Origin of the sequence: Variovorax sp., assembly GCF_035634955.1 — a bacterium.
Taxonomy (GTDB): domain Bacteria; phylum Pseudomonadota; class Gammaproteobacteria; order Burkholderiales; family Burkholderiaceae_C; genus Variovorax.
Map to the genome: position 1 here is coordinate 423,489 of NZ_DASQBZ010000025.1, position 12,820 is coordinate 436,308.

Sequence of the window (12,820 nt, forward strand, 5' to 3'; positions counted from 1 at the left end):
GGACCGACGATGGCACGAATGAAGTTTGTCTGCGATGCCGAGCGCTGCATCGAATGCAATGGATGCGTCACCGCCTGCAAGAACGAGCACGAGGTGCCGTGGGGCGTGAACCGCCGCCGCGTCGTCACGCTCAACGACGGCGTGCCCGGCGAGAAGTCCATCTCCGTGGCCTGCATGCACTGCTCCGACGCGCCCTGCATGGCGGTGTGCCCGGTGCAGTGCTTCTACCGCACCGAAGAGGGCGTGGTGCTGCATGACAAGGACGTGTGCATCGGCTGCGGCTACTGCTCCTACGCCTGCCCATTCGGCGCGCCGCAGTTCCCGACGCAGGGCACGTTCGGGGCGCGCGGCAAGATGGACAAGTGCACCTTCTGCGCCGGGGGGCCGGAAGCCAGCGGGTCGGCCGCCGAGTTCGAGAAATACGGGCGCAACCGCCTGGCCGAAGGCAAGCTGCCCGCGTGCGCGGAAATGTGCTCGACCAAGGCCTTGCTGGCCGGCGACGGCGACGTCGTGGCGGACATCTTCCGCACGCGCGTGCTCCATCGCGGCAAGGGCGCGGAGGTCTGGGGCTGGGGCACGGCCTACGGCTCGCAGCAGGCCGGACAGCCACAGGCCGGCGAAAACGGAGTCAAGCGGTGACGGGCCCGCACAAGACCCTCGCGGCATGTGCCGCCGTGGTGTCGCTGGCGCTGCTCGGCGCCTGCGGCGAGAAGCCGCAGACCAACGCCCAGGGCGTCAAGCACGACACCGCGCCGTGGCAGGGCACGGCAAGTGCCGATGGCCAGACCGGCAAGGCGTTCAGCGCCTCGGGGTGGCAGCCGGGCGACAAGGCCTCCTGGGAGGCCGAACTGAAGACCCGCACCCAGAACGGGCAGAACGAATACAACCGCATACGTTGACGCGAAAGGCCCTCCCATGACCAGGATGCCCCGCGCACTTTCCTCCATGCTGGCCGCAGGCCTGCTCGGCCTGGCGCTCGCCGGTGCCGCCGCCCAGGCGCCTGCGCCCGGCGCGCCGCCTTCGCCTTCGGCGGAGATGGGCGGCATCCGCGGCCAGAACATCTTCGAGGTCAGGCCCGATGCGGCCGACCAGCCCGGCTACATGGCGCAGAGCAACGCCGAACGCGCCAAGGTGCAGCCGGGCAACAACGCCCCCATGTGGCACCAGGTGGGGCAGGGCGTGACGGGCTACAGCAGCCTGCCGAAGTCACAGGCGCCCGAGGCCGGCAACCTGATCCAGCCGTTCGTGAACTACCCCGGCTCGCGCTACACCAACGCCGGCGAGGCCTGGCGCCAGGTGCGCAACGAGGTGCTCATTCCGTACGGCGCGGCGCTGCTGTTCCTGGTGCTGCTGGCCATCGTGATCTTCTATTTCGGTCGCGGCCCGCTGCGGCTGCATGCACCGGAGACCGGGCGCAAGATCGAGCGCTTCACGCCGTTCGAGCGCGCCACCCACTGGAGCAACGCGACCGCCTTCGTCTTGCTGGCGGTCAGCGGCATCGTGATGGCTTTCGGCAAGTTCTTCCTGCTGCCGGTGATCGGCGGCGCGCTGTTCGGCTGGCTGACCTACGCGCTCAAGACGGTCCACAACTTCGTCGGGCCGCTGTTCGTGGTGTCGACACTGTTCATGATCGTGACCTTCATCCGCGACAACCTGCCGCAGAAGGGCGACCTGCAATGGCTGCTCAAGGGTGGCGGGCTGTTCGGCGGGGGCGAGCCGCCATCCAAGCGCTTCAATGCCGGCGAGAAGCTGGTGTTCTGGGGCGTGGTGCTGTTCCTTGGCGCCATCGCCATCGGCTCTGGCCTGTTCCTCGACAAGCTGCTGCCCGGACCGGTGTACACGCGCGGGCAGATGCAGGTGGCGCACATGATCCACCTGGCCGCCACGCTGTGCATGATGGCGGCGATCATGGGCCACATCTACCTCGGCACGCTGGGCATGAACGGCGCCTACAAGGCCATGCGCGAGGGCTATGTCGACGAGACCTGGGCCCGCGAGCACCACCGCTACTGGTACGAAGACATCCAGGCTGGCAAGATCCCGGCGCAGCGCAGCGGCCCGCACGGCAGCGTCGCACGCACCCCGCCCGTGGCCACCGAAGGACGATCCACATGACGATTTCCCCTGCCGCCTGCCGCGTTTTCGCCGGTCTGACGCTCGCCGCCGTAGCGCCATGGGCGCTGGCCGCCCTGCCGGCGCCGCCGGCGCCCACGCCGGAGGCCAAGGCCAAGGCCGCCGAAGCCGCCGCCCGCACCGCGTGGACGGCCAAGGTCGAGAACTACAAGCTGTGCGAGGCACAGGACCGCGCCGCCGCCAACTACCGCGCCGGCGCGGCGGCCACGGGCAAGCCCGTGCCGCCCGCCGTGCCGACACCGCCGTGCAGCGACCCCGGTCCCTATGCCGCCGCCCCTCCGCAGCCGCTCGAAGGCTCGGGCGCGCATTCGCCGCCGGAGACCGCGGCAACGCCGCCGAGCAGCGCCCAGCCCGCGGCCGCGGCGCCCAAGCAGCAGTGAGTGCCGCGCTGCGCGCCGGCGCATTGCCGCGCCTGACGCAGGCCCGAGCGCCCTTGACGCGCGAGGTCGACGTCGTCGACGAACATGGCCAGCGCCAGCGCGTGTCCATACCGGCCGAGCGCGACCTGACCGTGTACGTCGACCGGCGCGAACTGGTCACGCTCATGACGCTGGGCGCGCAGCCCGAATTGCTCGTGCTGGGCTACCTGCTCAACCAGCGCCTGGTCGCTTCGGCGAGCGACATCGAATCGATCACGGTCGACTGGGACGTCGGCGCGGCCGCGGTGCGCACGCATGGTGGCATCGACCGCATCGAGGAGCGCACCGCGAAGAAGGTGGTGACCACGGGCTGTGGCCAGGGCAGCGTCTTCGGCGCGCTCATGGACGACATCGACCGTATCGCGCTGCCGCCCACCCGCATCACCCAGGCGCAGCTGTACGCGCTGGTCAATGCCATCCGGCTGCAGGAGAGCACGTACAAGTCGGCCGGCTCGGTGCACGGCTGCGCGCTTTTCACCCTCGACGCCGACGGCGGCAGCGACGCACGCATGGAATGCTTCGTCGAGGACGTGGGCCGCCACAATGCCATCGACACCATCGCCGGCTGGATGGCGATGCGCCCGGATGCCCTCGGCCCGGCCCGCGTCTTCTACACGACGGGCCGCCTGACCAGCGAGATGATCATCAAGTCGGCCCAGATGGGCGTGCCGATCGTCGTCTCGCGCAGCGGCATGACGCAGATGGGCTACGACGTCGCGCACCGCGTCGGCCTGTGCGCCATCGGCCGCGCGACCAACCGGCGCTTCGTCTGCTATGCCGGCGAGCAGCGGCTGGCGTTGCAGCCGGAGCTGGCGCAGGCGCCGGCAACCTCGGCCCCGCAAGCGGGCGCTTGAAAAGCGCGGCGCCGCGACGCCGCGGGCACTTTGTCCCGCTGCCGGGACAGGGATTGCCCGGGCGCGATCCGCTTTGGGCTATGTTCCGCGCATGAAATCCGAAACCACGTCGGCCTGGCACCTGGGCTGGCGAACCCTGTGGCGCGATCTGCGCGCCGGCGAACTTCGCCTGTTGATGGTGGCGGTGCTGCTGGCGGTGGCTGCGCTGACCGCGGTGGGCTTCTTCGCCGATCGCCTGCAGGGCGGCCTGGAGCGCGACGCGAGCCAGCTGCTTGGCGGCGACGCGGTGCTGGCCACCGACAACCCGACGCCGGCCGCGTTCGTCGAACGTGCGCGCGCGCTGGGCCTGCGGTCCACCACCAACTACAACTTTCCGACGATGGCCCGCGCCAGCGATGCGCAGGGCGGCGCTGCGCGCCTGGTGGCGCTCAAGGCGGTGCAGGCGGGGTATCCGCTGCGCGGCGTGCTGCAGACTGCGGCTGCGCCCGGCCTGCCCGGGCAGGCCACCCAGGCGGGGCCGGCCCGGGGCGAGGCCTGGGTGGACGCGGGGCTGCTGGAGTCGCTATCGCTCAAGCCCGGCGACGCCATCCTGCTGGGCGACAGCCGGTTGCGCATCGGCCGGGTCATCCTGATCGAGCCCGACCGCGGTGCCGGCTTCATGAGCTTCGCGCCGCGCGTGATGATCAACGACGCGGACGTGCCGGCCACCGGCCTGGTCCAGCCGGCCAGCCGCGTGCGCTACCGCTTCGCCGTGGCCGGCGACGCCCGGGCGGTGCGCGGCTTCACCGATTGGGCCGACGCGCAGATCAAGAAGGGTGACCTGCGCGGCGCGCGCCTGGAGTCGCTCGAGAGCGGACGGCCCGAGATGCGCCAGACGCTCGACCGCGCCGAAAAATTCCTCAATCTCGTGGCCCTGCTGGCGGCGCTGCTGTCGGCCGTGGCGGTGGCACTGGCGGCGCGCGGCTTCGCGGCCCGGCACCTGGACGATTGCGCCATGCTGCGCGTGCTCGGGCTGCCGCAGCGGACCATCGCCGGCGCCTATGCGGTCGAGTTCGCGCTGATCGGGCTGGCGGCCAGCGGCGCCGGCGTCCTGCTGGGCTTTGCGGTGCACCACGTGTTCGTGCTGCTGCTGGCCGGCCTGGTGGAAAGCAGCCTGCCGCCGCCCACCGTCTGGCCGGTGGTGTTCGGCATGGGCATGGGGTTGACGCTGCTTGGCGCCTTCGGGCTGCCGCCGGTGCTTCAGCTGGCCCAGGTGCCGCCGCTGCGGGTGATCCGGCGCGATGTCGGCGGCCTCAAGCCGGCCTCGATCGCGGTGCTGGGCATCGGCGTGGCCGGCTTCGCGGCGCTGCTGCTGGCCGCCAGCAGCGACGTCACGCTCGGGCTGATCGCGGTCGGCGGCTTCCTGGCGGCGGTGGCGGTGTTTGCGCTGCTCAGCTGGGTGGCGGTGCGGCTGCTGCGCGCGAGCGTGCGCGAGAACACTGCGCCGCGCTGGCTGGTGCTGGCAACGCGGCAGATCTCGGCCAGGCCGGTCTATGCCGTGGTTCAGGTCAGCGCGCTGGCGGTGGGCCTGCTGGCGCTGATCCTGCTCGTGCTGCTGCGCACCGACCTGGTGGCGAGCTGGCGCCAGGCCACGCCGCCGGATGCGCCCAACCGCTTCGTCATCAACGTCATGCCGGATCAGGGCGAGGCCTTCCGCCAGTCGCTGCAGAGCGCCGGCGTGCGCAACTACGACTGGTACCCGATGTTCCGCGGCCGGCTGGTGGCCGTGAACGACCGGCCGGTCTCGCCCGACGACTACGCCGACGACCGCGCCAAGCGCCTGGTCGACCGCGAGTTCAACCTGAGCAACAGCCTGGAAGCGCCGCCGCACAACACCGTGGTCGCCGGCCGCTGGACGCCCGGCGCCGCCGGCGAGGTGAGCGTGGAAGAAGGCCTGGCCGAGACGCTCGGCCTGAAGCTGGGCGACCGGCTGCGCTTCGACATCGGCGGCGTCGGCAGCGAGGCGCGCGTCACCTCGCTGCGCAAGGTCGACTGGGGTTCGCTGCACGCCAACTTCTTCGTGATGTACACGGTGGCCGACATGGCCGACGTGCCGGTGACCTACATGGGAGCCTACCGCGCGCCCGAAACGCCGGGCTTCGACAACATGCTGGTGCGCACCTTCCCGAACATCACGAACGTAGACATGAGCGCGACCATCGGCCAGGTGCAGCGCGTGCTCGACCAGGTGATCCGCGCCGTGGAGTTCCTGTTCGGATTCACGCTGGCGGCCGGGCTGGTGGTGCTGTTCGCCGCCGTGAGCGCCACGCGCGAGGAGCGCGCGCGCGAGTTCGCCATCATGCGCGCCGTGGGTGCGCAGGCCAGGCTGCTGCGGCAGGTGCAGCGGGCCGAGCTGGCGGGCGTGGGCCTGCTGGCCGGATTGCTGGCCAGCGTGGTGGCCTCGGCCATCGGCTGGGCGCTGGCGCGCTTCGTGTTCGAGTTCAGCTGGAGCACGTCGCTGTGGGTGCCGCTCGGTGGCGCGCTGGCCGGCGCCGCGCTGGCGCTGGGCGCCGGCTGGTGGGGCTTGCGCGAAGTGCTGCGACGCCCGGTGGTGGCGACCCTGCGCCAGGCCGCCGAATAGGCGGCCCGGGCAGTCGGCGCCGCTGCGGGATCGCGGCCGGTCAGTAGCCCAGCCAGCTGGTCAGCGTGCGCTCGGTCTCGGCAGACGGCGCGACGAAGCCGCTGTAGCCGGAGGCGGCCAGCGCGCGCTTGCCGGCGTCGTTGCCGGACAGCTCCAGCAGCGTGTCGCGCACTTGCGCGGTGGTGGCGGCGTCGAGCTTGCTGGACGCCAGCCATTGCTTGATCGGCACCGGGCGGGATTCGGCACAGGTCTTGCCGCCCTCGGCCTGCCACGCCTTGACGACGCCGGCCGAAGCGGTCGCGCCGTAGGCGGCGAAGCCGTTCTGCACGTAGAAAGGCACCGCGTCCTGGTAGCGCGTGGTGGCCATCTTCAGATCGCCCTCGGCCAACCCTTTCTCGCGCAGCATCGCGCGGGTGACGACGGCGGTGATCGAGTCCGGGTCCGGCGTCACCAGGCTCTTGCCGGCGATGGACTTCCAGTCGGTAATGGGTTGCGCGTCCTTGCACAGCAGCGACACCTTGTATGCGGTGTAGCCGGCCGTCCAGGCCACTGCCTTGTAGCCGCCGCTGCGCGTCGCCTCGAAAGCCAGGTGCGCCGGGTGCAGGAAGGCCACGTCCACCGACTGCTGGCGCAGCGCCTCGCGTGCGCTCTTGTACGAGCTCAGCACCTTGATCGACACCGGCTGGCGCAGCGCCTTGGACAGCGCATCGGCGATCGGCACGAACCGGTCCTCGATCTGGTTGTCGGTGGCGCGGTAGGTGACGCCTTCGGTGACGCCGATCACCAGCGCGTGTGCCGGTGCGGCGAATGCCAGCCACAAGGCGGCGCCAGCGGCCAGCGCGCTGCGGCGCGCGGCCCACCGCAGTCGCGGCATGGCGTCGTCGACGCACGCGCCTGGATCGGAAAACCCGGGAAGCGAAGGCCCGGTCGGGCCGCTGATGCGCACCATTTCTTGTCTCCTGCGGTCCGCACGCTGCCACGGATCCGTCTGAAAAAAGGGCGACGCCGAATGGGGTCGCCCGGATCAGTGTAAAAGAATGTTTCTACGTCAACGAGTCAGTCGAAAGAATTCATTTCGACCTTGGGGCGGACCTTTGACACGGATTCAGGTCCGCGTCGGGAAGCCCATGAAATCGGTGGGCATGAAGCCGGACACGGAGGGGCGCCGCCGAGGCGGCTCGATCGCACCTGCCGCCGGCGACGCCGCATCGCCCAGGCCCTGCAGACCGGTCGGGGCGAACGCCGCCGCTTCGCGGATGGCCTGCACATGCGCCAGGTGCGCCAGGCGCGCGGCCTCGCGACGGCGCGTGGTCTGTTCGCGCAGGCGCGCCAGGTCCGTGCGGACTTCTTCGAGCGTGCGCATGGCCTGCGTCGACGCCGGCGGCGCGGCGGGCGCCTGCGCCACGCTGATCGGCACCGGGGCGCTGTCCATCGGCATCGGGGCCGTGCGCTGCGCCGCGACGGCGGCAGCAAGCGCGCCGAATTCCGGCGTCTGCACGGACCTTCCGCCCGGCGCGCCCCTGGCGGGCAGGCCTTCGCCCAGCGGGCGCGCAAGGGCACGCGACTTCGACACGAACAGCGGCTGATTCAGGAAACGGACGAGTCGGCCAATCAGATGTCGGGACATGAAGACTCTCAGGCAAAAGTGTTACTGCGATTGTTACAAGCGCGTGCGTCATTCGCACCGGTGCGTCGCGGCCCGGGTCGGTCGAGCTGCGCACTAATGCACGAAACGCCGGGATCCGCCGTGGGAAAAGGGCGCCGGGCGATACTCGGGGCATGCAGATCGAGGAAAAACCGGCCTTCGCCACCCCTTTCGAGTGGATCGGGGGCGAGGAAAAGGTCAAGGCGCTGGTCGAGCGCTTCTATGACCTGATGGAACTGGAGCCGGCGTACGCGCAACTGCGCGCGGTGCACGGCAGCTCGCTGGACAACGCGCGCCAGCGCCTGTTCTGGTTCCTGTGCGGCTGGCTCGGCGGGCCGGCCTACTACACCGACCGCTTCGGCCATCCCATGCTCCGGGCGCGCCATCTGCCGCAGAGCATCGGCGGCCACACCATCGGCATCCGCGAACGCGACGAATGGCTGGCGTGCATGGACCAGGCCATGGCCGAGACCGGCGTGCCCGATGACCTGCGCGCGCGCCTTCGCAAGAGCTTCTTCCAGACGGCGGACTGGATGCGCAACCGCGCCGGCGCCTGACCCGATTCAAACCTCCACGAAAGAGACAAGACCGTCATGGATTCGATCGTCATCATCGGTGGCGGCCACGCCGCCGCCCAGCTGTGCGCCAGCCTTGCCGAAGCGGGCCAGGCCGCCCGCGTTCACCTGGTGTGCGAGGAGGCGTGCGAGCCTTATCACCGCCCGCCGTTGTCCAAGACCTTCCTCAAGGCGGACGACCAGGCGCTGCAGCCGCATCGCCCGCCGAAGTGGTACGAGGAGGCCGGCATCCACATGCACCTCGGCGATCCGGCCGTGGCCATCGACCGCGCGGCGCGCACCGTCACGCTGCGCTCGGGCCAGGTCCTGCCGTGGGCCGAACTGGTGCTGGCCACCGGCAGCCGCGCACGGCGCCTGCCGGGACTGGGCGATGCGCCGCTGGACAACGTCGTGACGCTGCGCGCTGCCGGCGAGGCGCAGCAACTGCGCGCACGCCTGGCGCAGGCGCAGCAGGTCACCGTGCTCGGCGGCGGTTTCATCGGCCTCGAGGTCGCCTGCACCGCGCTGGCGCTGGGCAAGAAGGTGCTGGTGATCGAGAGCGCGCCGCGCCTGCTGGGGCGCGCCGTGTCGCCGCAGTTGTCGGCGCACGTGCTGCGCACGCACCGCGATGCCGGCATGGAGATCGTGCTCGATGCGCGCAGCGGCGGCTTCCAGGTCGAAGGCGCCCGCCTGGCGTCGCTCGAAGTCAACGGCGAGCGGCGCGGCGTCGACCTGCTGCTGCTGGGCATCGGCGGAACGCCGGAGACCGCGCTGGCGCAGGCGGCCGGCCTGGAATGCGCCGACGGCATCGTGGTCGATGCACGCATGCGCACGAGCGATCCGGCGGTGCTGGCCATCGGCGACTGCACCCGTTTTCCCGACCGGCGCGCCGGGCGCGCGCTGCGGCTGGAGTCGGTGCAGAACGCCAACGACCAGGCCCGCACCGCCACCGCCACGCTGACCGGCGCGGCGCGCGACCATGACGCGCTGCCGTGGTTCTGGTCCGACCAGGGCGGCCTGCGCCTGCAGATGGCCGGCCTCATGCCGCCCGAAGGCACGCCCGGCCTGACGACGGTGCGCCGCCCCGGGCCGAACGACAGCGCCTTCTCGCTGCTGCACTACGTGGACGGGCAACTGGTCTGCGTCGAATCTGTCAACGCGCCGGTCGACCACATGATGAGCCGCAAGCTGCTCGAGGCCGGCCGCAACCCGCCGCCCGAGGTGGCGGCGGACCCGGCGGTGCCGCTCAAGAGCCTGCTGGCCTGAGCCGCTAGCGGCCGGGCGCGAGCAGCACCACGAGGGCGCCCGCGCCGCCCTCGGCCGGCTTGGCCTGCACGAAGGCCAGTACCTCGTTCTTCTGGATCAGCCAGCGCTGCGCCTTGGTCTTGAGCACGGGCTGCCGGCCCGGCGATCCCAGGCCCTTGCCGTGCACGACGCGCACGCAGCGCAGGCCCTGCTTGTGCGCGGTGCGGATGAAGAGGCTCAATGCCTCGCGCGCCTCCTCGGTGCGCAGGCCGTGCAGGTCCAGCTCGCGCTGGATGGTCCAGTCGCCGGCGCGCAGCTTGCGCGTGACGTCGGTCCCGATGCCGGGGCGCCGGAAGCTCATCGCATCGTCGGCATCGAGCAGGGTGCCGACGTCGAATTCATCCGACAGCGATTCGTGCAGCACGCGCTGCTCGTCCCTCTGGTGCTGGACCGCGATCGGTGCCGGCGGTTCGGGCGCGAGCGGCACCGACAGCTGCGATTTGCGCAGCGGCCGCGTGTCGCCGATGGCGCGCGCGAACAGGTTCTTCTCGGACTGGCGCTGCCGCTCGCGCGCGGCCGCTGCCGCCCGCTCGGCGGCCTCGCGCTCGCGCTGCTCGGCCAGTTCGCGCGCGACCTGCTTGAGGTCGCCCAGGCTCTTGAGGGCGGGTGTCTTGGACGGGCGACGGGGGGCTGAGGACATGGCGGCGGCGTTCGTGTGACGAGGCGGCCCGCCGGTGCGTTGCGCGCAGGCGGGCCGTGCCTCGAAGCGCAAGGGTATCAGGCCGATTCGACCGTGGCCGGGCAGCACAGTTCCAGCACCGTGCTGCCGGCGCGCGAGCGTATCTCCACCCAGCCGCCCAGGCGCGCGGCGCGCGCGCGTATGCTCGCCAGCCCCATGCCGGCGCCGGTGCCGCGCGCGGCTTCGTCGGTGTCGAGGCCGCGCCCGTTGTCATGCACCGACAGGCGCAGGTCACTGCCCGAGTGCGCGATGCGCACGTCGACCTGCGTGGCGCCGCTGTGCTTGAGCACGTTGGTCAGCGCCTCCTGCAGCACGCGCAGGAAGTCCAGGCCGCGCCGCGCGCCCATGCGGCAGCCGGCGAGGCGCTCGAACTGCCAGTGGCACTCGATGCCGGCCGCCTCGAGAACCCGCGTGCAGCGGTGGCGCAGCGGCACGATGCGCTCGGCCAGTTCATCGGTGTCGTCGAATGCCGAGCTCTCGATGATCAGGCGCAGGTCGTCGCTGACTTCGCGCAGCGCCCACAGTGCGTCGGGGCTCTGCTGGCCGCGGTGCGCCTGGAGCGCGCTGATGTGGCTGTTCAGGGTCATGCCCAGCCCGTCGTGCAGGTCGCGCACCAGGTTCAGCCGCTCGGTCAGGCGGGTCTGGACCAGCTCGGCGTCGTGCTGGTGGCGCAGCGTCTGGGCCAGGCGTTCGCTCGCTTCGTTCACGCGCTGGCGCAGTTCCTGGTTGAAGTTCTCCACCAGCTGCAGGCCCCGCACGAGGCGCCAGGTCAGCGCGAACGAGATGCCGATCACCGTGGCCGCCGACGACAGCGCGGCATAGTAGTTGTTGCCCGGCAGCCATTGCAGGAAGACCAGAACGTCGTGAATGGCGGCGGCGACCGTCAGCGCCAGCGCCACAGCGAGCACGAGCGCCTCCGCGCGGCGGCGGGTGAAGGCGTCGTGGACGATCAATACGCAGGCCGCCAGGTAGACCGCCACGCCCAGCAGCACGGTCGCGTTGCGAACGTTCACCAGCGCATCGTCCGGCGCGATGGCCAGCGCCAGCACGAACGCCGCCAGCGGCGCGCCGGCCAGCAGGCGTAGCCACTCGGCGTTGCGCTCGCAGAAATGCAGCGCGAACATGAAGAAGGCGCCGAGGCTGGCGAGCATCAGCATGTGGTTGACGCGCTGGTAGATGTCGGTGCTGTCGAACGGCCACGCCGACAGCGCGACGTAGTTGGACGAGAAGGGCAGCCACAGCAGGCAGAACAGGCAGAACCAGCCGTAAGACACTTCGCTGCGCCGCAGCAGCCACAGCATGCCGTAAAGCACGGCCATCATCGCGGTGATGCCGATGCCGACCCATTGCAGCGAGCGCCGCACCAGGTTGTCGCGTGCGTACTGCGCGCGCAGCTGGTCCGGCGGGCCGAGCGAGATCGCGCCCAGGCCGGGCTGGAAGTTCGCCAGGCCCGACACGCGCACCAGCAGTTCGTTCTGCCCGGGCCGCAGCAAGGGCTCGTCGAGCCGGAAGTAGCGCGGCAGGTTCCACGACCGCGACAGCGGCTCCTGCAAGTGCGCATCGCGCGCGAGCTCGACGCCATTGAGGGAGATGACGCCGGCCAGAGACAGGTCGCGCAGGTACAGGCCGCGCGGCACGATCGGGCCGTCCTCGTGCCAGCGCAGGCGGTACCAGGTGACACCGTCGAAGCGCGGCCAGCGGTGCGTCCACACGTCGGGCAACTGCACTGCTGTCCAGCCGCTGGCGGGCGGCTCGTCGGCCGTCCACGACGGTGCGGCCACCGCCTCGACGGCGTCGAACGCGGGTGCGGCGGCCGCGCCGCCGGGCAGTGCGCAGACCAGGGCAAGGAGCAGCGCGAACAGGTGGCCGCCGGTGGCCGCGGTCAGTTCAGCAAGCCACGCTCGCGCGCGTTGTAGACCGCCCCGGCGCGCGTGCGCGCCGCCAGTTTGCGGTAGATGTTCTTCGCGTGGCATTCGATGGTGTGTACCGAAAGCGCCAGCTCATGGGCGATCTCCCGGTTGGTCAGTCCCTGAGCCACCAGGCGCAGGACTTCCAGTTCCCGATCGCTGAGGGTCGGGCGCTGCGCAGGTGGTGGCGATCGAACATCGATACTAGCAACATCACGTAACGTTTGCTCGACTGTTTCGGGGTGGGCGGCAGGCGCCGCCATGAGCCGCAGGATGCGCCGGGCGACCACCGGGTCGATCGGCGCGCCGCCGCGCCCGAGGCTGGCCAGCGACAGCGTCAGTTCGACGTCGCTGCCGTTCTTGAGCAGATAGCCGACGGCGCCGCCCTGGATCGCCTGCAGCACGGTGGCGTCGTCACCGAGGCTGGACACGACCACCGCGTCGCAATCGGGGGCGTGTTCGCGCAGCCAGTCCAGCAGCGCGAGGCCGCTGCCGTCGGGCAGGCCGACGTCGAGCAGCACCCAGTCGAAGGTTGCGCCGCGCAACTGCGCATGCGCCTGCCGCAGGTCGTCGGCTTCGGCGCAGACGGCCTCGGGCGCGACCTGGGCGAGCACCCGGCGCAGGCGCTGCCGCACCACCGGCTCGTCGTCGATGACGAGGATGCTGCGCGGGGGGCTGGCAATGGCGTCCATGCTGCGCAGTAT

Annotated in this window: 13 protein-coding genes; 8 read left to right on the top strand and 5 right to left on the bottom strand. The window is 71.1% G+C overall.

All coding sequences use genetic code 11. From position 1 onward, the window contains the following. The first annotated feature begins 9 nt into the window (after nucleotides 1-9). From fdh3B to VES41_RS16370, 6 genes are all read left to right on the top strand, one after another. Entirely contained in the window at nucleotides 10-639 is a 630-nt protein-coding gene (gene fdh3B / locus VES41_RS16345; RefSeq protein WP_324819102.1) for a formate dehydrogenase FDH3 subunit beta, read from the top strand. Then, nucleotides 636-899 carry a hypothetical protein gene (locus tag VES41_RS16350; RefSeq protein WP_324819104.1) on the top strand — a complete coding sequence of 88 codons (264 nt, stop codon included), beginning with the start codon at nucleotides 636-638 and terminating at the stop codon, nucleotides 897-899. Before fdh3B ends, VES41_RS16350 begins: the two co-directional genes overlap by 4 nt. Before the next feature lie 25 nt (nucleotides 900-924). Beyond that, on the top strand, nucleotides 925-2,115 hold the full coding sequence (locus VES41_RS16355) for a formate dehydrogenase subunit gamma (protein WP_414719165.1): 1,191 nt from the start codon (nucleotides 925-927) through the stop codon (nucleotides 2,113-2,115). Beyond that, nucleotides 2,112-2,513, top strand: coding sequence for a hypothetical protein (locus tag VES41_RS16360; protein ID WP_324819110.1), 402 nt, complete (start codon nucleotides 2,112-2,114; stop codon nucleotides 2,511-2,513). Before VES41_RS16355 ends, VES41_RS16360 begins: the two co-directional genes overlap by 4 nt. Continuing rightward, nucleotides 2,510-3,406: a formate dehydrogenase accessory sulfurtransferase FdhD gene (locus VES41_RS16365; RefSeq protein WP_324819112.1), complete on the top strand. Its 897-nt coding sequence runs from the start codon at nucleotides 2,510-2,512 to the stop codon at nucleotides 3,404-3,406. Before VES41_RS16360 ends, VES41_RS16365 begins: the two co-directional genes overlap by 4 nt. 91 nt (nucleotides 3,407-3,497) lie before the next feature. Continuing rightward, nucleotides 3,498-6,026 carry an ABC transporter permease gene (locus VES41_RS16370; protein ID WP_324819114.1) on the top strand — a complete coding sequence of 843 codons (2,529 nt, stop codon included), beginning with the start codon at nucleotides 3,498-3,500 and terminating at the stop codon, nucleotides 6,024-6,026. Between the two features lie 40 nt (nucleotides 6,027-6,066). On the opposite strand, the gene VES41_RS16375 is transcribed toward VES41_RS16370, so the two are convergent. Both VES41_RS16375 and VES41_RS16380 read right to left on the bottom strand, forming a co-directional pair. Then, complete coding sequence (locus tag VES41_RS16375; RefSeq protein WP_324819117.1) at nucleotides 6,067-6,975, bottom strand: phosphate/phosphite/phosphonate ABC transporter substrate-binding protein; 909 nt, start codon at nucleotides 6,973-6,975, stop codon at nucleotides 6,067-6,069. Nucleotides 6,976-7,131: 156 nt separating this feature from the next. Further along, on the bottom strand, nucleotides 7,132-7,653 hold the full coding sequence (locus tag VES41_RS16380; RefSeq protein WP_324819120.1) for a hypothetical protein: 522 nt from the start codon (nucleotides 7,651-7,653) through the stop codon (nucleotides 7,132-7,134). A 152-nt stretch (nucleotides 7,654-7,805) separates the two neighbouring features. Here VES41_RS16380 and VES41_RS16385 point away from each other — a divergent pair, with 152 nt between their 5' ends. Together VES41_RS16385 and VES41_RS16390 are read left to right on the top strand one after the other, a co-directional pair. After that, a complete protein-coding gene (locus VES41_RS16385; protein WP_324819123.1) occupies nucleotides 7,806-8,228 on the top strand; it encodes a group II truncated hemoglobin in 423 nt (140 codons plus the stop codon). A 36-nt stretch (nucleotides 8,229-8,264) separates the two neighbouring features. Further along, nucleotides 8,265-9,491 carry an NAD(P)/FAD-dependent oxidoreductase gene (locus tag VES41_RS16390; protein WP_324819126.1) on the top strand — a complete coding sequence of 409 codons (1,227 nt, stop codon included), beginning with the start codon at nucleotides 8,265-8,267 and terminating at the stop codon, nucleotides 9,489-9,491. Nucleotides 9,492-9,495: 4 nt separating this feature from the next. Here VES41_RS16390 and VES41_RS16395 read toward each other — a convergent pair whose 3' ends face one another. The 3 genes from VES41_RS16395 to VES41_RS16405 form a co-directional block, all read right to left on the bottom strand. Then, nucleotides 9,496-10,170 carry a Smr/MutS family protein gene (locus VES41_RS16395; RefSeq protein WP_324819128.1) on the bottom strand — a complete coding sequence of 225 codons (675 nt, stop codon included), beginning with the start codon at nucleotides 10,168-10,170 and terminating at the stop codon, nucleotides 9,496-9,498. Nucleotides 10,171-10,247: 77 nt separating this feature from the next. Then, nucleotides 10,248-12,182 (bottom strand): sensor histidine kinase, encoded by a 1,935-nt coding sequence (locus VES41_RS16400; protein WP_324819130.1) that lies wholly within the window; start codon nucleotides 12,180-12,182, stop codon nucleotides 10,248-10,250. Then, entirely contained in the window at nucleotides 12,092-12,808 is a 717-nt protein-coding gene (locus VES41_RS16405; protein WP_324819133.1) for a response regulator transcription factor, read from the bottom strand. Before VES41_RS16405 ends, VES41_RS16400 begins: the two co-directional genes overlap by 91 nt. Nucleotides 12,809-12,820 lie beyond the last annotated feature (12 nt).